The sequence below is a fragment of the Corynebacterium kroppenstedtii DSM 44385 genome, assembly GCF_000023145.1.
Classification (GTDB): Bacteria; Actinomycetota; Actinomycetes; order Mycobacteriales; family Mycobacteriaceae; genus Corynebacterium; species Corynebacterium kroppenstedtii.
In genome coordinates, this window is sequence record NC_012704.1 from 1,411,711 (window position 1) to 1,435,221 (window position 23,511).

Sequence of the window (23,511 nt, forward strand, 5' to 3'; positions counted from 1 at the left end):
CAATCATCACCGGCCACGGCCATATTCTTACCCGAGCAGTGCGTCAACGAATCCCTCAACCTCAAACGGGGCTAAATCGTCGACGCCCTCCCCCAGGCCAACCATCTTCACTGGAACACCGAGCTCTTCCTGCACCTGGAAGACAATTCCGCCCTTGGCCGTACCATCCAACTTCGTCAAGACCACACCAGTGATGTCCACTGTTTCCGCAAAGATGCGGGCCTGGACCAGACCATTCTGGCCGACGGTCGCGTCGAGAACCAGAAGTACTTCATCCACGACAGCCTTCTTTTCGACGACGCGCTTCACTTTGCCCAGCTGATCCATCAAGTTGTTCTTCGTGTGGAGCCGGCCTGCGGTATCCAACACAACAACATCCGCGTGATCAGCGACGCCGGCGGCCACCGCGTCGAATGCCACCGATGCGGGATCGGCATCTTCGGGACCACGCACAGTGCGGGCATTAACGCGACTCCCCCACGCTTCAAGCTGATCGGCCGCCGCGGCACGGAAGGTATCCGCAGCACCCAAGAGCACGCTGTGGCCCATGGCAGTCAACACTCGTGCCAGCTTTCCGGCCGTCGTCGTCTTGCCCGTGCCGTTCACACCGACAACAAGAATCACAGCAGGTTTGCCCTCATAAGGCATCGCGCGGATAGAGCGATCCATCTCCGGGTGGCACGACTCGATGAGAGCCTGGCGGAGCAAAGCTCGCGCTTCCTGCTCTGAAGAAACACCCTGAGAAGCGATTTTCTCCCGCAGGGAATCGACCACTTTCATCGTGGCCGCAGTACCCAGGTCCGCCATGACGAGCGTGTCTTCGACGTCTTCCCACGCATCCTCGTCAAGATCGCCGCCGCCCAGAATTCCTAGAACGCCTTTACCGATGGCGTTCTGGGAACGTGACAGCCGCCCACGCAAACGATGAATACGACCATCGACGGGCTCGGGAGTTTCTGCGGGTTCCTCCGGCTCCGCCTCAGCTACAGCCGCGGTGCCTTCATCGGTGGGTTCCGTGGACGACGGGCGTTCCTCAGCGGTGCTGCTCTCGCGCGCGAGATCAGCTGCTGCTTCCGCACCGACAGCAACAGACTGTGCTGCAGCAGCTGCCTCTTCGGCCTCGGTCTTTTCTTTCTCAGTGAGGTCGCTCTCTGAGAGCTCACTGCTATCCGACGCCGGTTCCTGTTGTGCCGACGAGTCCTCAGCTTCGGCGTCATCTGGCTGCGCTGACGATGCAGCGAGGACTGGTTCCGCGGGAGACTCTGTCTCTACCGGCTGTGCTGACGGCTCCGTCTTGTTGCCTTCGTCGGCGCTATCGCTGTCCGACGGGGCCGTCGTTTCCCGCGTTTCCTCTTCGGATTCCTGATCGGCTGTTTCAGCCTTGTCGGCCTTTTCAGCTTCATCAGCCTTGCCAGCCGAATCGTCGACTGCCTCATCAGCAGGAGGAACAACCGGCTCATCCTGTTCGCGATCAACGGTTTCCGGGGATTCCGTCACCCCAGCAACGTGATCATCAGGACTCTTCGGTGCTTCGTCGGCACGACTATCGTCGGCAGATTCAGTTGATTGAGGTGCAGCTTTTTCTGCGTGAGCACTAGTTTCTGACTCAGCAGCCTGGTTGCTCGTCGAGGAACTACTTTCAGCAGAAACTGGTTCCGGTTCTTTTTTAGCCTGTTTCGTTTGCCCAAATTCACCGGCGACGACGTCGGCCTGTGACGGCTTGTGCCCCGTCGCAGGCCCAGCGGCGAAATTGAAACCGCCTTTTGCCTGGTAATTGCCCGAGTCGGGGCGCTTCTTCTCCTCGGTGTCACTCGCCTTACTTTCGAATGACACCGTGTTCTTTTTACGCCTGTGCAGCCCAAAAATAATGAGGAGCGCAAGGAGCACCAGGACAACAACAACGCCGACAATGGTCCACAACACAACAGGAGACATAGTGGCCATTATGTCAGCAACCATCGCACTGTGAAGAAGGAGCCACAGGATGTCGTACTATTTGCTGCCTATTTACTTCCTTTTGTGGCCGACAACACCCAGCACCATCGCATCGGCAGAGACAATATCCCCGGCGACGAGGTCCGGCAGCATCTCGGCGACACGAGCCCACCCTGCTACTGCTTGTGGAGACAAGGCGCCCATTTTGCCTGCACCGTGGGCTTCCAAGCGCGCGGCCAAGGCAAAAACGAGAGAGACGATGGGAGCCAACGCCCACCGGTTGTCGACGGATTCCGTATCCACGCCCTCTAGGCGATCGAACCGGACGCGCGCCGCTGCGTACAACTGGCGATTGCTGTGTCGAATCCTCTTCAGAAGTTTCGCAGCCGTGACCATGAGGTCTTCTTCGCCCAGAAGCTGAGTTAGCTCCTCCCGGTGGGAGAAGGTCTCCAAAACGGCCAACAAGCGGGAGTTATCCTCGCTAATCGGCCCTGGCATGATCCCAGCACTGTCCAAGAACTGCTGCAAAATCACCTTCTGCTGAGCCTCCGGCATGCGCGCGATGTGAACAGTCGTGGGGTCCAAGCACGCGTTGTCCAAACTCTGGTCACGCCCGGTGGTAAACGCCTCAACAGCGCGGTCCCCGACCAGGGAACGGAGTTTCTCCAACGCATTGTTCCGCCCTTGAGCAGGAGCGACGTCAGGATCAGGAGCCAGGTCGCTCGCCGCATCCTTGCCCTGGCCATTGTCGCCGGCGTCACCATCGTCGCCATCGGGTGACTCAGATGGTTCGGACGACTGTTCCGCGGCTTCCTCCGCAGCAACCATGGCCGCATCCCAACGCTCAACCTCAGCTAAGGCTCCCAACGCACCAATCCACGGAGCCGCCGATCCTTGAGAAGTCAACGACTCTGAATCAATCGCGGTGGGATCGAACGCCGAGCGCACCAGCCCACTCGAGATCAACACACTTGGACGCTTCGAGGCGTCGACAAGCGATTGAGCCAAGCCGACCAACGCAACACTCGGCTTAGACAGGAAGGCGTCACGGACCACTTCAGCACCGCGAGGCAATGAGGTGAACGCCCGCGAATCCGACATCCAGCCCGCTTGCAAGTCCCACAGCAAACTGAAGGTTTCGGCGCCGCCCTCGATTTCTTTCGATTCACCGGCCAAAAACGCACTCAGAGAATCGAGCCCGTGGCCCGTCGCATATCCTGGCTGATCCACCATGACAGCTTGAGGGCCTGGACGTGCCGGGGCGCGCAAGTTTTCACTGACATCCGCGCAATACACCTGAACAACCAAGGGCCCGACGTTGCGAAGCTCCTCGGGCAAAGTCGCTTCACCTTCGACGACACGAACGCTCAAGGCGCGGCGCCACGGGGCCGTCGTCGGCCACATCCACAAACCCAGCGGACGGCCATCGGGCGAGCCCTTGACCACTGCGACCGACGTCTCATCCCCCGGGGCTTTATCCGCCGACACCACCACGGTGTCGTCTTTCAGCTCGATCTGCCATTCCGGCGTGGGGGCCAAGGTCACAAGGCGGACCGATGTGCTCTTCCGGGTCTCTTCATCGACCCAGCTCAGCTCGGTGCTTCCGCCAGACTGCGATGCCAGCGCAGAGGCAAAGTCCTTCAAGGGGATGCGCCAGGTCATGCCGTCCCAGGTGATCATTTTCTTCGTGCGCACCGGGGAGCCGTGGTGATTCCTCGCGGTAATGACCGGTTTGTGGAGCTCACTGCCCGTGCGGACACGCAAGAACATCTCGCCGTTCAACTCGGAACCCGCGCACACCAGCGGCGTTGACCGCCAGCGGGCTTCCTCCCCCTTGAGGGGAACTTGGAAGCGCAGCCGAGGAGGCGTCACCACGATGGGGAGCAGATCGCCATCATCGGTGCTCACCGTCGCCGATCCACGCGCCGAATCCGCGCCGACCTCAACCGGGTTCGGTTCAATCGACGCCGGCTTTTCCGTCGCCAATTCGACTGACATCGGTGAGAGCCCGCCGGCAACCGGGATACGGAAACCGTGGTTGTCCTCAAGGGAGGTCACCAGGCCTTGAACGATCGCGTACCGGTGGCGGAAGGACTCATTCCGCGGACCACGCAAGCGAACGATGTATTCGCCCGTCCACGGCGATTCATACAAATCGGGGTCGAACACGTAGACGGCGCCACCATCGGCGGGCACCTCGACAGGTTCCGCAGGGGTGACTTCAACACCGGCCTGACCAGGGCCAGCGTAGGACGAAATCGATAGATACCAGACCTCATCGGCACCGGACAGCGTCGCCGGGAATTCCGCCAACAGACTTTCAGAATGAACAGGTAGCCCAGAGACCGACCGAACGTGTGAGCACAACTCGCCCTCGGTGAAAATCACCCTCTGCCGAGGATCAACACTGCGCAAGGCCGTGCCGGCAGGCTCCCCCGGGCGACGCACCTGGAAGGACGCGGCATCATTAACGTCGACGGTCCGCGCGATCCAGCCATTCCAGCCCCGAAGCTCCACTCCATCGTCAGCGGGTAAGGGCGTCTCACGGACAGGGTCGACGATTTCCGCGTCATCGGGCGAAACCACAATGAGGTCCGTATGGTGCAGCGATACCTTGCTCGTCACGTTGTGGCCGCGCATCGTGAACGCCAGGAACGGTTCAGAGAGCACAGGGATTGTCCACGAGACCCGACGAACAATTTCCTTGACGACGATTTCCCGGGCGGCTTTGCGCACTGGGACGTCGAGGATTTCAGAGAATCCTTCCGTGTCATTGTCGTAGCCGGTGCGGTACTCGACGACCTCACCGTCAATAGAGACGCGCCACCGCAGCTCAACGACGGTTTCGTCCAAGGGCATTTGTGGCAAACGAAGCACCACGCGCTCCCGGTTGACGTCGTAGACCAAGCGCGGTGACGTCTCCCACGACGCCGTCCCCACCGTCGATAAGCGGTCGACTGTGCCCGCGGGGCGTTCGCGTAATTCGTCGACAAGATCTTCAAGAATCAGTAGCGGGACGCGATAGGAGCCATCTTTGCCCACTCCCCATTCGGCCCACTGGTCGACCTCGTACGGGTGCTGGGCGGCCCACCGATAGAACTCGATGATGTCGTCGAATAAGCGGGTGGCGCGCTCGGGTGCCACTGTGCAGAGGGGCCCCAGCTGCCGCGTCGGCGATGTCTCGACAAAATGCTCAGTCAGCGACGCACCGGTGACGTTATCGGGATCCTCGTCGATGAGCGCGATGAGGCTCGGAATCCACCCCGCCGGAATTGTTGCGTGCACTAAAAGCCGGCCCAACTCGCCATCGGAGCCCGACGCAGCAATGTCCATCGGATCGAGGCCCGCACGAGAGAGAATCTCGGCCACGTGGCCGTCGAAACACCCGTAAAACTGCTCGGCCAGATCGCGGTGTACGCCCAGGCCAGCCCAATACTCAGAATCGAAATTGCTTAAATCGGCGATGCGGCCAGCGCGACCCACCAACGTCGTCGCCACAATGGCCGGGCAAGCCTCCAGAACAGCGGAAAGCTCTGCTCCGGCAGAAATTTGTCGAGTGACAAAACGACCCCAGAAACGGTCCAGGCGCTCTAACTCGTCGCCACTGAGGTTGACCTCGACGGCGAAATCAAGGTCTGACAGCTGCCGAGACAGTTCAAGCTCCGTCGTCGATGCCCAACCCAACAAGGGGTCAGCGGAATCTGCAATAAAACTCGTGGGGGCGTCAACGCCTGACAACTGAGTAATCCTTTCCAAGACGCAATTGTGGCTACACGATTATTCGACGTACACCGATCATGTGAGCTCACGACACTTCCGGTGAACCAGCTGCCGATCCGGCGGCTGAGCCAGCAGATGTGCCGGGAGCTGAACCGGCCACAGCAGGGTCGCTCACTGGCTGGGAGTGAGGGCTCATTCGTTGAGAGATTACACGTGTCATCCCGTCGCCGCGCATTGTCACGCCATACAGCACATTCGCAATGTCCATCGTCGGTTTCTGGTGTGTAATCACAATCAACTGTGAGTCTTCCCGGAGCTCTTCAAAGAGCGCGATCAACCGTCGGAGATTGACATCATCCAGGGCTGCTTCTACCTCATCCATGACGTAGAACGGGGATGGCCGCGCGCGGAAGATCGCTACCAATAAGGCTAGTGCTGTCAGGGACTTTTCGCCCCCAGAAAGCAGCGATAGCCTCGTCACTCTCTTCCCTGGCGGCCGCGCGTGGACCTCAATACCGGTGGTCAACATGTCATCGGGATCGGTCAGGGACAACCGACCTTCGCCGCCGGGGAACAGTGTCTCGAACACCCGGGGGAATTCGGCTTGGACATCCTCCCAGGCATCGGTAAAGAGCTGCAAAATGGTGGTGTCGACATCTTTAATCACACCGCGGAGGTCCTCGCGGGCCTGCTCAACATCCATGAGCTGGGTGGAAAGGAATGAATAGCGCTCCTCCAGCGCCTTATATTCCTCCAGCGCCAAAGGGTTAACCTTGCCGAGCTGTTTCAAGGCACGCTCCGCGGACGCCAGCCGTTTCTTTTCCGACGCGGGATCAAAGTCGGTCAGATCCTGGCTTGCCACAACGTCCTCGGGATTGAGACCAAGCTGCTCGACGATGTGCTTCTCAGCCTGTTCCACCCGCACCAACGCTGCTTCACGTTTAATATCCGCATCGTGCGTCGTTTTGAGCGCATGTTCGCGTTGCGTCGTGATGGCACTCAACGCGTCCCGGGCGCGCCCCCGCTGTGCCGTGGCTTCCGACATGCGCGCGTGGAGTGTGTCGCGCTCCTCGGCCGCCTTGTGGACTGCGGTGTCCACCCGTTTCGCCAGGCTTTCACACCACTGCGCGATGTGGGCTGCTCGTTGCCGTGCACGCCGACGAGCCCGCTGTGCTTCTTCGTGCCGACGTCGGTGGGCCCGCTCATGCTCGGCTTGGCGGCGAAGCCTCTCCGCCTGGCCTTTGATCGCCGATGCGCGTTCCTCGGCGCTACGCAGCGCCAACCGGGCCTCGGTTTCCATCGCCCGCACTTGGGTCAGTTCCTCGTGGGCCTGATCCCGAGCGATTGCCGACGACTCCTCTGAGGAATCATCGGCGTCACTGATTTCCGCGTCGATGCGGGAGCGTCGATCAGCCAAGTCGGCCAGTTCGGCGTGGATATTGTCAATGCGCCCTTCGGCGTGGGCGCGGTTCTCCTGGACCTCGTGGAGTTCCTTCTTCAGGCGTTCGACGGCTGCTTCCGCAGTACTCACGCGCTCTTTGAGGTTCGATGCCACGGCGGTGAACTCGGTGTGCGCAGCACGGGCGGCACCCAAGGCGTCTCGTCGTTCCTGCACTGTCGTCTCTGCGCCGGCAATAGTGCCCGCGAGTTCCCTCGCCTTGGCCGTGTAGTCCGCCAATTCTTCTTGTGCCTGGTCGACGGAGGACTTGATGTCAAGGGTCGTGGCTTCACCGGAACCCCCGCTCATCCAACCAGGGCCGATGACGATACCGCTCTTCGTCACAGCACGCAGCCTGGCGTCATCGCGAACCAGCGCAACCCCCGCGGCCACCGACGGGACCGCAACGACGTCGACAAGCAGACCAGTCACCGCGTGGGTGAATTCACTATCCACCGACACTTTGTCTAAGAACCACTCGCAACCGGCGGGAAGGTCCGCATCCAACCGCCAGGTGGATTCCTGCGATTGGCCCATAATCCACGCCCGGCCAGCGTCGGCAGCGACGAGCGATTCGAGGGCTTCACCCACGCTTTCCGACGTATCCCCCGGCGCGGTGATGGCTTCAGCCGCCTCCCCCAGGGTCGAGGATAAGGCCGCTTCCCATCCCCGTTCGACAGTGACGGAGTCGACGAATGATCCCCACTCCACCGATGAATTCGTGCGGAGCCAGGCGACCCCGTTGGTGGGGCGAACCGTGGCTTCTAAGGTGTCGATGCGCGATTGAAGTGCAGAAATGGACCGTTCGTAGTTTCGATCGGTATCGCGGAGTTCGCGGAGGCGATCATCCGCGCTCGCGACATCGCGCTCGGCTTCACTAACCCGATCCAGTATCGCCCCCGCCTGGGAATCGTGGTCCTGCAGGGCGGCTTGGGCTGAATCAACATCACTTTTCGCCTGGGCTAGGGCCGGAACAACCGCATCCACGGCCTTCGTTGCGCGTTGAAGGTCGTCATTCGCAGCCTCCAACCGCTGGCGTGCGGAATCTTCCGCGGCATCTAAACGGGCGACGCCTTCCCGACGATCCGCAATAGCCCGCAGAGCAGCGAGGTGTTCTTTCTCAACCTGCTGGGCTTTCTCTTCCTTTTCATCAACCTGCTCGCGGATTGTCTCTAACCGCTCAGCTGCTTCTTCCACCGCAGCAGTGGTCTCTTCTTCGCGCTCTGCGACCTCGCGGGCCCGCGCTTCCAGATCCTCTGGGTCCGGGCCGTGGTAGTCCTCGGATTGATCATCCGCCGAGGCCCGATCGGCGGCAATACGCCCGGTCGCCGTGACACGCTCCGACAAGGACGACAACCGGAACCACAGCTGCTGGGTCTCTTCACTCCGCGGTCCTAGCTCGGCAACGCGATGTTCCAGTTCATCGACGTGTTCGCGCAATTCCTCGAGCTTTTCGACGAGAGCTTCCTCTTTCTCCCGCGCCTCATTGGCCCGGCGCGTCAACTCGTCGGCATCATCCCTCGCGGTAACCAATGAGTGCGCGGCGAGATTCAGTCGAGCTTCGCGCAGATCCGACTGCACTGTCGCTGCTTTTTGGGCTGCCTCCGCCTGCCTGGCCAGCGGTTTAAGCTGTCGTTCGAGTTCTGTGGTGAGGTCGCGCAGCCGATCCACATTGGCCTGCATAGACACGAGCTTGCGCTGGGCTTTTTCTTTGCGACGGCGATGCTTGAGGACGCCGGCTGCTTCTTCGATATATGCTCGCCGGTCCTCTGGTTTGGATTCCAAGATGGTGGACAGCCGCCCCTGCCCCACGATGACGTGCATCTCTCGGCCGATTCCCGAGTCAGAGAGCAGCTCTTGGATATCCATCAAGCGGGCTCTAGCACCATTTATTTCGTATTCGCCGCCCCCGTCGCGAAACACCCGTCGGGTAATGGAAACTTCCGAATAGTCGATCGGCAGAGCGCCGTCGGAATTGTCGATCGTGAGGGTGACTTCGGCACGACCAAGGGGTTTGCGTGCGCCTGTTCCGGCGAAGATGACGTCGTCCATGCTTCCGCCGCGCAAAGACTTGGCGCCTTGCTCCCCCATGACCCATGCGAGGGCGTCGACAACGTTGGATTTTCCTGACCCATTCGGCCCGACGACCGCGCAGATTCCGGGTTCGAGTTTTAAGGTCGTCGACGAAGCAAAGGACTTAAATCCTTTAAGGGTCAGCGACTTCAGGTACATGCCAGTAAATCTATTCCGTTGATCAAATTAGCGGTTACCGAGTTTCGAACGTTTGGTACCCGCCCCGTGGTTCTTCCCACGACTCCACCACATTATCGACGGAACCGGGGCGATTGGTCGACGTGGGCTCTTCGCGCAACCGCGCCAAGAGCTCGGTGACGGGCGCCCGCTCACCTTCAGCGCACACGAGGACTCGGCCGTCGGAGTAGTTCGTCGCAGAGCCCACTAATCCGAGTTCGAGGGCTTGGCTTCGTGTCCACCAGCGGAATCCGACGTCTTGAACGTATCCATGAACCCACGCGGTCAGGCGAACGGGGTCATGTGACTGATCGGATTCAGCTGTAGTCATAAGCTTTGGCCCCTTCCCTACGAGAGTCTACTGCGCAGTATCCTACTCGGCTGCACCGGTTAATGGGCGGCCTGCGAATTCTCACTCGGCGCGGACAGAACCGTTAGCACTGCGCCGAATGACTTGCGGGGCGGGCGTTCCCGGACGACGCCCATAAACTTCCTGACCATCGCCACGGATGGTGAGGGGATCACTCCCGTCCCAGCACTCGATTCGGTCATGCCCGGGCAGATTCGGCAGATCGTCACGGTGGAAGACCGGCGACAATCCTTGGTTACGTTGTTGTCGGTAATTCTTGAGAAGCGCGATCGCAGCCCCGCCCAACGGGAGAATGGCGGTGAGGTTGATGGCCACCATGATGCCGGCGAACAGGTCCGCGAGCGCCCAGACGATGCCGACCTTGCCCAGCGATCCACCCAGCACACAGAGGCACACGAGGAACCGGTATGCGGTCATCACCTTGTTATTCCTGGTGAAGAACTCGATGTTGGATTCACCGTAGTAGTAGTTTCCGATGACCGACGAAAACGCGAGAAAGAAGATAATCACCGTCACCAGGTGGACTCCCCAGTGACCGACGGCGGCCGCAACAGAGTTCTGGGTCAACGATGTCGACTCAACGCCTTCACCAAAGGACGGGTTGTTGAGCAAAATGATGAACGCCGTGATCGAGCACACGATGATCGTGTCAAAGTACACGCCGAGGGTCTGAATAAGTCCCTGCTTGACCGGGTGACTAACCGACGCCGTCGCAGCAGCGTTCGGGATCGACCCCTCACCGGCCTCATTCGAGAACAAGCCACGACGAATGCCGTACATGAACGCCTGCCCGAAGGTTGCCCCAGCGACCTCGCGAATACCCAGGGCCGACGTCACGATCTCCGCAAACATGTGAGGAACCTGCTCGATATTCACCGCAACGACGATGAGACCGGTGACGATGTACAGCACGGCCATGATGGGAACCAGCCAGTTGGTGACCGACGCGATACGCTGCACGCCACCGAACACGATGAGTGCCGTCAGGATGGCCAGCGCGACGCCCAACAGCGCCTTCCACCACATCGCGTCGGAGCCCGTCGACTCGGTAATGGCGTCGACAATGGAGTTGGACTGAACCGCGTTATAGACAAATCCGTAAGTCACGGTAATGGCGACCACGAACACAGCGGCCAACCACTTAAGATTCAACCCCTTGGTGATGTAGTAGGCCGGGCCGCCTCGATAGGAATCGGTGTCCTTCACCTTGTACAGCTGCGCCAGTGTGGACTCGACAAATGCGGTGGCGCCACCGACTATCGCGACCAACCACATCCAGAACACAGCGCCGGGCCCACCGATGGTGATGGCCACTGCGACACCGGCGATATTGCCTGTCCCCACCCGCGATGCCGCCGAAATAGTAAACGCCTTGAACGCGGAGATTCCTTTTTTATCTTTCGAAATGTCACTGGGTTTTTCTGTCAGCGACCGAAACATTTCCGGAACCATACGGATCTGAACAACGACCGTACGGAAACAGAACCACACACCTGCCGCTAACAGCACCCACGTGATGACGGTCCATAACCCGTCACTCGAGCCAGTCACCGCGTTCTCAATAGCTGTCATAGTGAACTACCCTACGACCAACGACAGAAGATCCAGAATTTCTGATGGCCCGCTCGGCGCTATCGGCAAACATTTAACATGTTTGAAATAAATGGGCAGAGAATCTCCAGAGAATCTCCGTCACAAAGCGTCGTTGGCTTCGCGGGCCGCGTGGTGCTCCGCTTCTTTCTTGGTGTGCCCCTCCCCGTGGCCCCACACTTTGCCCTGCAAGGACACTGTCGAGGTGAAATGCGGATCGTGAGCCGGCCCCGAAATCGTCGTGTTGTATTCCGGCTCGCCTAAACCACGGCCAGCAATCTTCTCTAGCAGCTCCGTCTTCCAGTCCATATGCAGTCCGACGGTCGGCGCAGATTCAATCCTGGACTTAAACAAACGCAGAATAACGTCTTTCGCAGTCTGGAAACCGTGCTCCAGATAAATCGCACCCAGCATGGCCTCTGTGGTGTCAGCCAGAATGGAATTCTTGTCTTTGCCATTGGTCAGCTGCTCACCGCGGCCCAGCAGCACGTGGTCACCCAAGCCAATCTCTCGTGCCACATCGGCCAATGCGTACATATTGACAACGCCGGCCCGCATCTTAGAAATCTCCGACTCGGTGCGGTCGGGGTAATCCCGGTACAGGCGCTCCGCAACGGAGAGCCCTAGCACCGCGTCGCCGAGGAACTCGAGGCGCTCGTTATTCGGCAGCATCCCGTTTTCGTTAGCGAACGAACGGTGGGTCAGCGCCAGACGTAAAGCGTCGGCAGGAAGAGAGACTCCGAACCCATCGAGCAAAGGCTGATGATCAACATCGCCAAAAGCGGCGGCCCAGGCTTCTTCGCCCGTCAGCCGCTCGTGCTTCGAATTCTTTTGTTTAGACATCACGTAGATCTTTCAGCTTGTCCTGCAATCCTGCCCACCGCGGATCGACCGTCTCTGTCTCCCCGGACACCCCGTCGGGCTCGGGAGTTTGGGAGTCACACTCCTCACCGAACTCTTCGCATGTGGGCGAGAAAGGCAAGGACACTCCGGCTTCGTCGATCACGGCCTGGGTGAGATCCAACCGATTGTCCTTCACCATCGGGGTCGGATCATCGTCATCATCATCGTCGGAGTCCTCCGAGGTGATAAAACCCTCTGTCAGCGCCCATACCCCGTTGATGTGGAAGGACAGATGCGGGGTTAATGGTTTGAGGCACCGCACACACTCGGCTTCACCGGAGCCCGAAATCTCAGCATCAACCACAAGCCCCTCGCCGACATTGGTGACCGTCGCGTGCACACCCAGAGGGGTACCGACGCCAAACGCGATCATTTCTGGGCCGATGCGTACTGGCGATGGACCTTCGGTATCGATGGTCTCTACAGCGCCCGATTGCTGCGATACCGTTGAGACATCCAGGGACAGCGGGTTATGTGCCGTCGGTGTCACTGATTCTTTGCGGTCAGAATGTGAAATTCCCATAACACCGCCCATGGTAATGCACCGCGGACACTACGTCCTCCTGTACCAACTCGACTATCGCGTCGGCGAGCTAAAAGCGCACGACAACGCTGTTTTCGCTGAGTCTCAACAGTGGATGGTTTTAGTTCCGACGTGCGTCTCGGCCGCGGTAGTCGTCGCGAGGTTCACGGGAAGCGGACCGGGAACGCCCGCCGGAGATCCCCGCGCCGCCCCGCAAGGCAGCGCGATCCTTACCGACCGTACGCAGCACTGAGGTCAAGGACTCTTCAAATTCGGCCAACTTCTGGTCGACGTACCGGTCGCAGTCGCTGCGGAGCTTATCCGAATCAGCATGAGCGGAATCGCGGACGCGAGTCGCTTCCTCATTCGCCATCCGTACGACTTCTGATTCGCTAACCAGGCGGGCCTGTTCTTTCAGGCCTTCGTTCACGCTACGGTCGTAGGACTCATTACCCGACGCGACCAAGCGCTCCGCTTCAGCAGCCGCGCGGCCTGTGACGTCATCGTATTCACGCTGGGCATCTTGGACAATGGAGTCTGCCTCGTCCTCGGCGTGGGCGACCATGCCATGGGCGCGATCTTCCGCGTCATTCATCATCGCGTCGCACTTTTCTTGTGCTTCGGCTACTAAACGCTGGGCTTCAGCCTCGGCATCAGCCACCATGGAGTGCGAGCGTTCAGTGGCTTCATTAATGATGCCGTCGCGCTTATCCAGAACATCCTGCGCATCGTCCATCTCAGTAGGTATGGCGTTGCGGATTTCGTCTAAAAGATCCAGGACTTCCCGGCGGGGAACCATACAGTTACTAGTCATGGGTACGCCGTAGGCCTGATCGACCATTTGGAGTAGTTCGTCGATGCCTTCGAAAGTTCTGTACATAACCACTAGCTTGGCAGAATTTTCGTAGTTTTGCAGGAAGCCACGCCAACTAGCCGACGAGACCCTTTAACATTCCTGCTCATCACGAGGGCTTAGACGCGAATTACTCTGAAAACTTCTCTTGCATTGCCGCGATGACGTGATCAGGCATGAGCCCCGACACGTCGCCGCCATAGCGGGCCACCTCTTTACATAGGGTCGACGAAATATGCCCGAACTTCGGCGTCGTCAACAAGAAAAGCGTATCGATGCCAGAGAGCGACCTGTTCATCTGCGCCATCGGCAGCTCATAGGCGTAATCAAGTGAGCTGCGCAAACCTTTCACAAGCGCACTGATCTGGTGTTCCGTGGTGTAATCAACCAGCAACTTGTTCCACGAATCAACATCGACGTTCGGCAGGTGCTCCACTGCTTTCCGGATCAGGTCACAGCGCTCCTCGACGGAGAAAAGGCCGTGCTTATTCGGGTTAAACGTCACCAGTACCGTGACCTGGTCAAACTGAGCAGCTGCCCGCTCGATAATGTCCACGTGTCCGTTGGTGATGGGATCAAATGACCCCGGGCAGACAACATGCATCCTTCCGTTCCTCTCTCTGGCGCTCCGCGTCCGTGCGCATCATTCTGTGCACATAATATCGAGCGCAATGCGGGCTAACGCTGGTTCTACTTAGAAGCTGGTTCTACTCCGAACGAGTAAAGGACGCCATATCCATACGCGCGGCACCATATGTCCGCTTCTTTAACTTCTGTCCGGTCGGCTCATATCCTTCTGGCCACTGTGTCTCAGGGCTGGCGGAGGAACGCTCCACCACCACAGCAGCCCCGTCCCTCAGATGTGGAGCCAGCGCTACCAACATGTCGTGGACGGCCTCGTCGATCAGCGCATAAGGCGGATCGATCAGCACGATGTCGAAATAATTCTCCGGTGCGCCCGACAAATAACTGGATACTTTGAGTTGGACGACGTCGGCATCCACATCGCCGACGCGACGAATGTTGTCCTTGATGGTCTCGATGGCAGCCGAATCCGTATCGACGAAAACGACGCTATCTGCCCCGCGCGATGCTGCTTCCAAACCCAACGCGCCGGACCCCGCGAAAAGGTCAAGAACGCGGGCCCCGTCAAAACCGAACCGGACACTGAGCGAGGAGAACACTCCCTCTTTGGCCCGGTCAGATGTGGGACGTGTGCCTTCGGCGGGGGCTTTAATAGTCCGCCCGCGCGCGTATCCTGAAATAATTCGCATCTCAATTCCCCTCTTTATGCCTGGACTGCGCTGCCGTATGCGCCAGCGTATGTGTGGCCGTGTGTATTGCCGCGTGCGCTACTGCGTTGTACCGCCACGCAAGAACTTCTAACTAATCCGTTATGGCTACGATCCTGTCGCCACCGTCAACATTGGAAAAATCGTCACGATCAAGTGAACCTACCGTACCGGCGACGGGCGATACCACGGGAGCTTCTAGTTTCACAGCTTCGACAACTGCGAGGGTTTCTCCAGGCTCTACCCGCTGGCCCGGGGTGACGTGGTAGTGAACAACTCCCGCGAAAGGCGCACAAATGTCCATGCGGTTCACTTTACCGTCCATGTTGGACTGCTCTTTGTTCACCTCACCTGGGGAAAACTTACCCCGGGTAACTCACCCTTTGCCCAAGAACTCACGTTCAGTACTGCTATAGCCTTCGCTAAGCCGTCGGGCGAGACCAGGATCCGTCTGCACGATGTGCTCAGCTTCGGTTTTCGCCGCCTCGATCAGCGGCTCGTCGTGGACGACGTCGAGAAGTCGAATATGAGTGGACCTGCCGGACTGATCAGCCCCGACGAGGTCGCCCTCGCTGCGGGTGGCTAGGTCTAATTCTGCGAGGGCAAAACCGTCGGTGGTGGCAGCAACCCCCTGGAGACGTCGGTATGAGTCACTATCTTCCGGCTGGGCGGTGTGGAAGAGGCACCATGATGCATGACTCCCCCGGCCGATCCGCCCACGGAGCTGGTGAAGCTGCGAGATGCCGAAGTTCTCGGCTTCGCGGATCAACATGAGCGTTGCGTTAGGAACATCAACGCCCACCTCGATCACGGTCGTCGAAATCAACACGTCACAGTCGCCGCGCGAAAACTTCCCCATGATGCGTTCTTTGTCGGGATTGGGCAGCTGCCCGTGAAGCATCCCCACCCGCAACCCGTGGAGAGGACCAACCGTCAGCTTCTCGTACATATCGTTCACGCCACCGTCGCCTTGGATCCGCGGGCACACGATGTAGGCCTGCCGGCCCGACTCTACTTCCTCTCGAATCCGCTGGTAAGCGCGGTCAAGCCACCCCTTTTTCCACTCCGGAACGACGGAACTCTGGATAGGTTTCCTACCACCGGGAAGCTCCGTAATCGTCGAGACATTGAGATCCCCAAAAGTGGTCATAGCGACGGTACGCGGAATGGGGGTGGCGGTCATCACCAGCTGATGCGGAGTGAGCGGCCCGTCTTCCGTGTCACGCCCCCGACCGCGCAGCCGGTCACGCTGCTCAACACCGAACCGATGTTGCTCATCGACGACGACCAACCCGAGGTTGAAGAATTCGACATTGTCGCTGAGTAGCGCATGGGTACCAACGACGATGTCCGTCTCCCCGGTCATGAGGGATAGGAGGGTCTCTTGGCGGGAGGACGTCGACATCGACCCTGTCACCAGCCGAATCGTGGCGGCAACGCCGGCATTAGCCATCATCGTCATCAGCGAGTGTGCGTGCTGCGCGGCCAACACCTCAGTGGGGGCTAAGAGCGCCGCCTGACATCCCGCGTCCACCGCCTGAAGCATGGCGATCAGAGCAACAATGGTTTTGCCCGACCCCACGTCGCCTTGGAGTAGTCGGCACATCGGTCTGGTGGCGGCAATATCGTCGCCAATCTCCTCCGTGACCGCGCGTTGCTGATCGGTCAGGTCGAAGGGCAGGCCGGCTAACAATTCGGCGCGGTATCCGTCCTCACGAGGAGCGCACTGCGGGGCGCGACGGTCCGCTGCAGCGTGGCGTCGTGAAGCAAGAATCAACTGCAATCCCAAGGCCTCGTTAAAAGCGAGGCGCTTGCGGGCCATGGCTTGATCTGCCCACGAAGAAGGCATGTGCATCGCGCGGATGGCGTGATCCAGCGACGGCAGGAGTTTGCCCTGCACAGTAGGCACGCGCGGCAGAGGGTCCGGGATGGGATCGCTATGGGTGAGGACGGTGGTAATCGCGTCCAACGCGGTCCACGAATCCACACGAACCGGGCGCTTCGAACCTGGTTTTGAGCGCTTCGCTGGACGTTTCGTTGATTGTTTGCCCGTCTTTGAACTGCCCGTATCACCATCAGTAGCCGACGCAGACCGCGATGATTCACTCTTCAGCGGATAGATAGGCAACAGCGGCAGCTTGGTGACCAGCGCCGCGGTGTCGCGATCAATAATGTTTCGGGAAGAGCTTCGTTTCGGCTGCTCATCGGCGGGTTGAGTGTCTAACGTCCACTCCTGCGCAAAATCAATCACCTTGTAGGCGGGATGAGCCAGTTGCAGCGCCCCTCGATACTCCGAGACGGTCCCCACAAAAATAGCCCGGGTTCCGACCACCAGGTCCCGCGCCGGGGCGAACGCGTTAAAAAACGTGGCGTTGATAGTTTGGGTGCCGTCGGTAATGACCACCGTGTACAGGCGCTTTCGGGTGCGGGTCGTGATCTTGTTTCCGCGGAGGATCTCCCCCACGAAAGTCACGGTGGTGCCCACGTCAACAGAGCCCATGTCCGACGTCGACCCGGGTTCGACATACCGACGCGGGAACCATTCCACGAGCTCGGCAACCGTCGATACCCCGACGGCGGCTAAATGCGAGCGCGTCGAGTCGGGAAGAGAATCGGGCAGGGGAACGACGAGTGGCTCCCATCCCATCATTGGGCGCACGTATGCCCCCTTCCTACTGCCGACGCTGGTCCGGCGTGCTCCGTTGGACGTCACCATTACTCCACACCGATCATGACAGCTGCACCGCACTTCGGGATCGTGAAGAACGAATACTCCGAGGTGTCCGACTGTGGAAGGGACTGCATTACCTGCGACCAATGATCGTCGCCAGAAATGACGGTGACGAGTTCGCCACCTTTCTCGAGTAACTCGGATACGGTTTTCCAAGCGCGGATAACCTCGGGCGACGGTGGGAGTTCGGCGCTGGTGGACTCTCCGTCACTACGGTGACCCAAGTCGTCGTAGCTCAGCGTCATCGTTGTTGTTCCCCGGGCCGCGTCAACCATAGCCGCAGCATCCGCGTCGAGCGATTGTGACGGATCGTGAACCGCCATGGCAGCCAAACCCGCGCACAATGATGACGCCGGAACAACGACAACATTCGCGAGGCGCCCATCCACTTCGTTGGGGTCAACGATGCCGTTCGTGACGAGCACTACTTCATCAACATCTTCTTTCTCGATGGCCTTACGCACAACCCCGTATTGATCCTGGTCAGCGACGTTTTCATCTGCTTCTATGACGACGGTGTCCGCCCCGGCCCGACCAAAGAAGGCGGCAGCATCCTCACTCGGCACCACGGCTAAGACGGACCGTAGCCGTGGCCGAGCAGTCTGCAAGGAGGACGGACGATCTGCAGAGACCTGATGCAGCGTCTCAACCGTGAGTTTAGACACGTCGCCGCGCTCATAAGCCCCAGAGATAACGTCGCCAGCCCGATTGGTGTGAATGTGGATGCGCGCGGAATGGTCCGTCAGCGCGCCCACAATCAGGCTATCGCCCAGGGGAACTAAGAACGTCCGCAGATCCTCGAGGTCCGTGTTCTCGATAAAAAACATGACTTCGAGCTGTGAAGCCGACGCATTCGGTGCTGAATTTCCAACACTGGAACTTCCGCCACCGATTTCATCATTCCCCGTGCCCGGCGCGGGAGTTCGCGAGGCGTTCACCCGGTCACTGGCCGACGAATCCGGGCGCAATTGCCTACTCCCCGTCGACAATTCACCATCGCTAGTCCACGAGTTTTTTCCACCAATGTGCGCCGGCGTGAAAGCGTTAATGTCAACGTCGTTAAAGCCTCCATCCCAACTATCGCCATCTCGCGTGGTAAGAACGCGCTCCAGCTCTTCTAGCAAAACGACGAGACCTCGCCCGCCGGCATCAACAACACCGGCACGTCGTAAAACAGGAAGCTGCGACGGGGTGCGTTCAAGAGCTCGGCTGGCGGCGAGCCTAGCAGCATGTGCCACCGCACCCGCACTGTCGGTCGACTGAGCAGCCGACGTCGCTGCAGCAGCCGCGGACCGCAACACGGTGATAACTGTTCCCTCGACCGGGTTCACGATGGCAGCCTGCACGAAACGCAAACTATTCGATAACGCGTCACATACCGAAGTACCGTTCAAAGGCCCGGCTTGTGCAGACTCGGCGAGCCCTCGAAGCAGTTGAGAAAGAACAACACCTGAATTTCCGCGCGACCCCTTCGTCGCTCCAATAGCTAGGGCTATGGCCGCTTCGGACGTCGTTAAGCTTGCATCGGTAGTTAAGTCCGTACCGCTCTGAGCACCATTTCCAGCACGCGACCTGCTCTTTTTCATCTCCCGCTCGCGAAGAGCATGATCCAATGCCGACACGGCCGACGCCATCGTAAAAGCCATATTCGACCCAGTATCGGAATCCGGCACCGGGAAAACATTCAGGCGATTAATCTCTTCCTTCTGCCGAGCCAGGGTGTGAGCGCAGGCACGAGCCCACCGCTGAAGCGTGGTGGAGTCAATGGCGTCAGGCAGCGAATTCGTCATGGAAGTGCCCATTCGACGGGTTCCGCACCTTGGTTAACCAATAGCTCATTGGCCCGGCTAAACGGGCGTGAACCGAAGAATCCCCGGCTCGCCGATAGTGGCGATGGATGCGGGGAGCAGACGGTCGGGGTGTTCCCCAACCATTTCGCGGTATTCTGTGCGTCTCGTCCCCACAATATGGCGACCAGCGGGCGATCCCTTTCAGCCAGCGCTTTGATGGCGCACTCGGTTACTTCTTCCCATCCCTTGCCACGGTGCGATCCCGAATGGCCGGGTCGCACAGTGAGAACCCGGTTAAATAACGCAACACCATGTTCCGACCACGACGTTAGATCCCCAGTGGAAGGGGCCGGGCATCCGATATCCTCCTGTAATTCTCGGAAAATGTTCGCCAAACTGCGGGGAATCGGTGTGACATCCGGGTGAACCGAAAAGCTCAACCCCATCGGATGGCCAGGTGTCGGATATGGATCTTGTCCCACAATCAAGACCTTGACCTGGTCGAATGGGTAGGTGAATGCCCGCAACACGTCGGTCCCTGCTGGCAAGTATCCACGGCCGGCTGCGTTTTCCTCTCGCAAAAAATCGCCGAGCTCGTGGATCCGGTCGGTGACGGGATCCAGTGGCTCTTTCCAGCTGTCGTGGATCGGTAACGGTGTTTGCAGGGTCATGGTTCACACTTTAGCGACGCTGGCCCGGCGGACTCCACACTCTTCGGTATTACTCTCTATCGGACGAGTCGCTGCCAAAAGACTCTTCCCCGAAAGGATCCCACCCTAATGTGAACGTCGGCGACTGACCGTCGATAGTTAACGGCTCGGCACCCTGTTTGTGGACGCGGCCGAGGAAGCGGAAGCCCGACGGGATGTCTGCCCCGGTGGTGGCGAGAAGAGCGTGGTCCTCACCGCCCTGGCATATCCATTCCATGGGGTCGCGGCCCAGCAAGCGAGCCGCTTCACGCACAGCCGGATCCGGCGCGATCGCGTCCTTATCGAGGTCAATCGTGACGTGACTGGCCCGAGCCATCGTCGAGAGGTCAACAACAAGCCCATCCGAGTTATCCGTCATCGCTGTGGCTCCGGTGGACCGTGCCACCGTGCCCCGCGCCCGAGCCAAAGAGGGGACGCGAAAAGCGTCCACCAGCGTCTGAAGGTGCTCTGAATCGGGAATGGCGTCGGGCGAACCAAAATGCTCAAGCAGCGCCCAACCCGCTGCCGAGTACCCCAACCGTCCACTAGCTATGAGCGTTTGCCCCGGATGAGCACCTGATAGCGACAAGGCCGGGGCGGGCCCTGCCAGCTCACCGATCGCGGTGATGCTAAGCGTCAACCGCTCGCTGGTCACCACATCTCCCCCAACCAGTTCCGCGGGCCACCGGCCGGCCTCGTCGGCAATGCCCTTGGCAATCCCGGTGAGAACGTCACTATCCAGCTCTGGTGGCGCAGCAACTCCTAAAAGCAGAGCGACCGGGCGCGCACCCATCGCTTCGATATCCGCGAAATTTTGCACCACAGCACGGCGGCCCACGTCGTAAGGCGTCGACCAATCACCCCGAAAATGCTGGCCCTCCACCAAAAGATCCGTGCTACACACCGTTTTCGACGCAAACGATGACGGAGAGAGGACGGCAGCGTCATCACCGTTCATGTCGGAAGGAGCGGCTGAGCGGATGGCGTCGATCACGCCCCGCTCACCAAGGCTATGTATAGGTTGTCCCATTACTCTCTCATCTCGGCGCGACTATCGACATGATGATAATTGATTCCGTAACAATCGGCCGTTGACGCTCCGAGACACACCGGGACACACCGAGCGCGCTCCGGGGCAGCTACAGAACCGCCACTGGCACCCGAGCAGCAATCTACCACCAGTACACTGAGAAATTATGTCTGATGACCAGCCGACTACAGACGAAATCCAACGACTCACCGGCCCGGGGACGATCATTTCCCTCGTCTTGGCCGTCGGGTTAGTCGTCGGTGTCATCATTGCTGCGCGAATTGCGTACGACCACGCCGAGCACCAGCCCGTCACTCTCAACACCATCGACGCACCGGGTGCGTCGTCGGCGGAATGCAGCAGTCTTATCGATAACCTCCCCGACCACCTCGGCTCGTATGATCGGGTATCGCTGGCAGACCCAGCCCCTGATGGTGCCGCTGTCTGGATGGATGGCGACAATCGCATAACGCTGCGCTGCGGGGTTCAGCCGCCCGATTCCTACACAGCATTATCGACGACGGAAGAACACGGCGAGGACGAATCCGGCGGCAAGTCGGAGGGTATTCGCTGGTTAGGCATTGCCGACGCCCGCGGCGGCAATAAACCCGTCACGGATTCCGTGACCTGGTACACGCTCGGGCGCGCGCAAGAAGTTGCTGTCACTGGGCCCGAGGATGTGGCAGATGATTTAAGCGATCTTTCTGGGGCGCTTCACCACAACCCGGTGTCGGACGCGTCGGCAACCGCGCGTCCAGCTCAGACGCCGTTATCCACGCTCCCCGTCACGGATGAGGCGGCTCGTGGCAAGCAATGTCGTAGTGTCCTCGACGCGCTCCCCGATCACTTCGGCACGTTACAACGTACGACAAAGGACGCGCTGGGGAACGATCTTCCCGACGGAATGGCAGCGTGGACGGCACCCCGGCGCGACCCGGTCGTCGTGAGGTGCGGAGTACAGCAGCCCGAGAGCTACCATGCTGGGGCTCAGCTCCAACAGATTAATGATGTTCCGTGGTTTAGCGACGGAACGCCCGGTAACCAGCCCGAGGCGGAGGATTCCTCGGGGGATTCGACGGACAGCTCAGCGCAGAACGCGCCCGAGAACACTTCCACGTCGGCAACGGATAACACCTGGTACGCCCTGGGATACAGCGATATCGTCGCTCTTTCGATGCCGGCGTCGTCGGGAAACAGCGTCATCACAACGCTGTCCAACGCAATCAGCAAGAATATGGAAAAGTCCGGGGACTAGACGAGGGACTAAGCCAGGAGGCTAAGCCAAAAATCGTTAGGCCCCGGGGTGGGCCACCATCGCACGTTGAATCAGGAGATCCAAGAGGTCGGGATAGTCAATCCCCATCGCACCAAACATTTGTGGATACATCGAGATCGGCGTGAACCCAGGCATGGTGTTGATCTCGTTCAGCACCGGACCACGGTCTGTCACGAAGAAATCAATGCGTGCCAGGCCTTCACAATCCAAGGCGTGGAAGGTCTCCACAGCGAGTTCGCGGATGTGGCGGATGGTGTCGTCGTCAAAGTGCGGTGGAATCTGCGCTGTAATGACGTTATCCAGGTACTTTGTGTCGAAACCGTAGAACCCTTCGTCACCCGACTCAGTGTCCTCGAGCTGCGCGGGAAGGGAGGCCTCAACGGTGCCATCTGGCCGCTGAAGAACGCCGCACTCCACTTCCGTGCCCACAATCATGGACTCTACGATGACCTTGGAATCATGCTGACGCGCCAGATCGAGAGCGTCATCAAGTTCATCCCACTGGTCAACCTTGGAAATACCGATGGAGGATCCGCCTCGAGCAGGCTTCACGAACACCGGCAGGCCCAGAAGATTCTTTTCCTCCTCGGTCAGGGAGCGCGTCTCGCGGAGGACGACGTCACGGCCAATGGGGAGCCCTTCCGCCGCGGCCAGTTTCTTGGTGAACTCTTTGTCCATCGACGCCGCCGACGCCAATACACCTGCACCGACATACGGGACGGACGCCATGTCGAAGAGCCCTTGTACGGTACCGTCTTCACCGAAACCCCCATGAAGGACAGGGAAAATGACGTCGACGTCCGCAAAGACCTGACCAACGTCGGGGCCATCCGCATAGACAAAACGTCCAGCGTGCTGCGGATCGAGTGATAACGACAAGCTGGTGCCGGCCTTCACTTCCGGCAGCTGCCGCTCACGAATGGATAGCTCTTTCGGATCCGAGGACCCCACTACCCAGCGCCCATCTCTCGTGATACCGATCGGAACGACCTGGTAACGGTCGGGGTCCAGGTGAGAAATCACGGCGCCCGCAGACACACACGAAATGGAATGCTCAGAACTACGCCCACCATAAACGACGGCGACGCGGATGCGACTGTGCTCGTTATGGCCGCTGTTCT

General features: G+C 59.5%; 17 protein-coding genes. 1 reads left to right on the forward strand and 16 read right to left on the reverse strand.

Translation table 11 applies throughout. The features are described 5' to 3' along the window. Positions 1 to 27: 27 nt before the first annotated feature. The 15 genes from ftsY to CKROP_RS05945 all read right to left on the reverse strand — a co-directional run bounded on the left by ftsY (position 28) and on the right by CKROP_RS05945 (position 21,114). Complete coding sequence (gene ftsY / locus CKROP_RS05875; protein WP_041629392.1) at positions 28 to 1,935, reverse strand: signal recognition particle-docking protein FtsY; 1,908 nt, start codon at positions 1,933 to 1,935, stop codon at positions 28 to 30. Positions 1,936 to 2,007: 72 nt separating this feature from the next. Beyond that, entirely contained in the window at positions 2,008 to 5,673 is a 3,666-nt protein-coding gene (locus tag CKROP_RS05880) for a hypothetical protein (RefSeq protein WP_012731824.1), read from the reverse strand. Positions 5,674 to 5,740: 67 nt separating this feature from the next. Next, complete coding sequence (gene smc, locus CKROP_RS05885; RefSeq protein ID WP_012731825.1) at positions 5,741 to 9,325, reverse strand: chromosome segregation protein SMC; 3,585 nt, start codon at positions 9,323 to 9,325, stop codon at positions 5,741 to 5,743. Between the two features lie 34 nt (positions 9,326 to 9,359). Then, a complete protein-coding gene (locus CKROP_RS05890) occupies positions 9,360 to 9,674 on the reverse strand; it encodes an acylphosphatase (RefSeq protein WP_012731826.1) in 315 nt (104 codons plus the stop codon). Positions 9,675 to 9,755: 81 nt separating this feature from the next. Then, the gene (locus tag CKROP_RS05895) at positions 9,756 to 11,285 is read right to left on the reverse strand and encodes an alanine/glycine:cation symporter family protein (protein WP_012731827.1); all 1,530 of its coding nucleotides are present in this window, start codon (positions 11,283 to 11,285) and stop codon (positions 9,756 to 9,758) included. 120 nt (positions 11,286 to 11,405) lie between these two features. Beyond that, entirely contained in the window at positions 11,406 to 12,146 is a 741-nt protein-coding gene (gene rnc, locus CKROP_RS05900) for a ribonuclease III (RefSeq protein ID WP_012731828.1), read from the reverse strand. Further along, positions 12,139 to 12,729, reverse strand: a complete 591-nt coding sequence (locus tag CKROP_RS05905) for a YceD family protein (RefSeq protein ID WP_052292484.1) — start codon at positions 12,727 to 12,729, stop codon at positions 12,139 to 12,141. Before CKROP_RS05905 ends, rnc begins: the two co-directional genes overlap by 8 nt. A gap of 121 nt (positions 12,730 to 12,850) precedes the next feature. After that, on the reverse strand, positions 12,851 to 13,609 hold the full coding sequence (locus tag CKROP_RS05910; RefSeq protein ID WP_012731830.1) for a FliH/SctL family protein: 759 nt from the start codon (positions 13,607 to 13,609) through the stop codon (positions 12,851 to 12,853). A gap of 103 nt (positions 13,610 to 13,712) precedes the next feature. After that, the gene (gene coaD, locus CKROP_RS05915) at positions 13,713 to 14,186 is read right to left on the reverse strand and encodes a pantetheine-phosphate adenylyltransferase (protein WP_012731831.1); all 474 of its coding nucleotides are present in this window, start codon (positions 14,184 to 14,186) and stop codon (positions 13,713 to 13,715) included. Positions 14,187 to 14,289: 103 nt separating this feature from the next. Further along, positions 14,290 to 14,856: an RsmD family RNA methyltransferase gene (locus tag CKROP_RS05920; RefSeq protein ID WP_012731832.1), complete on the reverse strand. Its 567-nt coding sequence runs from the start codon at positions 14,854 to 14,856 to the stop codon at positions 14,290 to 14,292. A 112-nt stretch (positions 14,857 to 14,968) separates the two neighbouring features. Beyond that, a complete protein-coding gene (locus CKROP_RS05925; RefSeq protein ID WP_041629395.1) occupies positions 14,969 to 15,178 on the reverse strand; it encodes an acyl-CoA carboxylase biotin carboxyl carrier protein subunit in 210 nt (69 codons plus the stop codon). Positions 15,179 to 15,250: 72 nt separating this feature from the next. Continuing rightward, positions 15,251 to 17,590, reverse strand: coding sequence for an ATP-dependent DNA helicase RecG (locus CKROP_RS05930; protein ID WP_081429419.1), 2,340 nt, complete (start codon positions 17,588 to 17,590; stop codon positions 15,251 to 15,253). Beyond that, the gene (locus CKROP_RS05935; RefSeq protein WP_041628841.1) at positions 17,590 to 19,407 is read right to left on the reverse strand and encodes a DAK2 domain-containing protein; all 1,818 of its coding nucleotides are present in this window, start codon (positions 19,405 to 19,407) and stop codon (positions 17,590 to 17,592) included. Before CKROP_RS05935 ends, CKROP_RS05930 begins: the two co-directional genes overlap by 1 nt. After that, the gene (locus CKROP_RS05940) at positions 19,392 to 20,066 is read right to left on the reverse strand and encodes a uracil-DNA glycosylase (protein ID WP_012731836.1); all 675 of its coding nucleotides are present in this window, start codon (positions 20,064 to 20,066) and stop codon (positions 19,392 to 19,394) included. Before CKROP_RS05940 ends, CKROP_RS05935 begins: the two co-directional genes overlap by 16 nt. A 49-nt stretch (positions 20,067 to 20,115) precedes the next feature. Next, a complete protein-coding gene (locus CKROP_RS05945) occupies positions 20,116 to 21,114 on the reverse strand; it encodes a thiamine-phosphate kinase (protein WP_041628842.1) in 999 nt (332 codons plus the stop codon). A gap of 166 nt (positions 21,115 to 21,280) precedes the next feature. Between CKROP_RS05945 and CKROP_RS05950 the strand changes: the two genes are divergently transcribed. Next, the gene (locus CKROP_RS05950) at positions 21,281 to 22,369 is read left to right on the forward strand and encodes a DUF3515 domain-containing protein (protein ID WP_012731838.1); all 1,089 of its coding nucleotides are present in this window, start codon (positions 21,281 to 21,283) and stop codon (positions 22,367 to 22,369) included. Positions 22,370 to 22,405: 36 nt separating this feature from the next. Here the strand turns inward: CKROP_RS05950 and CKROP_RS05955 are convergent, their stop codons facing one another. Continuing rightward, positions 22,406 to 23,482 (reverse strand): D-alanine--D-alanine ligase family protein, encoded by a 1,077-nt coding sequence (locus tag CKROP_RS05955; protein WP_041629397.1) that lies wholly within the window; start codon positions 23,480 to 23,482, stop codon positions 22,406 to 22,408. Between the last annotated feature and the right edge of the window lie 29 nt (positions 23,483 to 23,511).

Excerpts from the sequence above, each read along its gene's own strand:
- ftsY (WP_041629392.1), bottom strand. The coding sequence starts at position 1,935 with ATGTCTCCTGTTGTGTTGTGGACCATTGTCGGCGTTGTTGTTGTCCTG.
- smc (WP_012731825.1), bottom strand. The coding sequence starts at position 9,325 with ATGTACCTGAAGTCGCTGACCCTTAAAGGATTTAAGTCCTTTGCTTCG.
- CKROP_RS05890 (WP_012731826.1), bottom strand. The coding sequence starts at position 9,674 with ATGACTACAGCTGAATCCGATCAGTCACATGACCCCGTTCGCCTGACC.
- CKROP_RS05895 (WP_012731827.1), bottom strand. The coding sequence starts at position 11,285 with ATGACAGCTATTGAGAACGCGGTGACTGGCTCGAGTGACGGGTTATGG.
- rnc (WP_012731828.1), bottom strand. The coding sequence starts at position 12,146 with ATGTCTAAACAAAAGAATTCGAAGCACGAGCGGCTGACGGGCGAAGAA.
- CKROP_RS05905 (WP_052292484.1), bottom strand. The coding sequence starts at position 12,729 with ATGGGAATTTCACATTCTGACCGCAAAGAATCAGTGACACCGACGGCA.
- CKROP_RS05910 (WP_012731830.1), bottom strand. The coding sequence starts at position 13,609 with ATGTACAGAACTTTCGAAGGCATCGACGAACTACTCCAAATGGTCGAT.
- coaD (WP_012731831.1), bottom strand. The coding sequence starts at position 14,186 with ATGCATGTTGTCTGCCCGGGGTCATTTGATCCCATCACCAACGGACAC.
- CKROP_RS05920 (WP_012731832.1), bottom strand. The coding sequence starts at position 14,856 with ATGCGAATTATTTCAGGATACGCGCGCGGGCGGACTATTAAAGCCCCC.
- CKROP_RS05925 (WP_041629395.1), bottom strand. The coding sequence starts at position 15,178 with ATGGACATTTGTGCGCCTTTCGCGGGAGTTGTTCACTACCACGTCACC.
- CKROP_RS05930 (WP_081429419.1), bottom strand. The coding sequence starts at position 17,590 with ATGGTGACGTCCAACGGAGCACGCCGGACCAGCGTCGGCAGTAGGAAG.
- CKROP_RS05935 (WP_041628841.1), bottom strand. The coding sequence starts at position 19,407 with ATGGGCACTTCCATGACGAATTCGCTGCCTGACGCCATTGACTCCACC.
- CKROP_RS05940 (WP_012731836.1), bottom strand. The coding sequence starts at position 20,066 with ATGACCCTGCAAACACCGTTACCGATCCACGACAGCTGGAAAGAGCCA.
- CKROP_RS05945 (WP_041628842.1), bottom strand. The coding sequence starts at position 21,114 with ATGGGACAACCTATACATAGCCTTGGTGAGCGGGGCGTGATCGACGCC.
- CKROP_RS05950 (WP_012731838.1), top strand. The coding sequence starts at position 21,281 with ATGTCTGATGACCAGCCGACTACAGACGAAATCCAACGACTCACCGGC.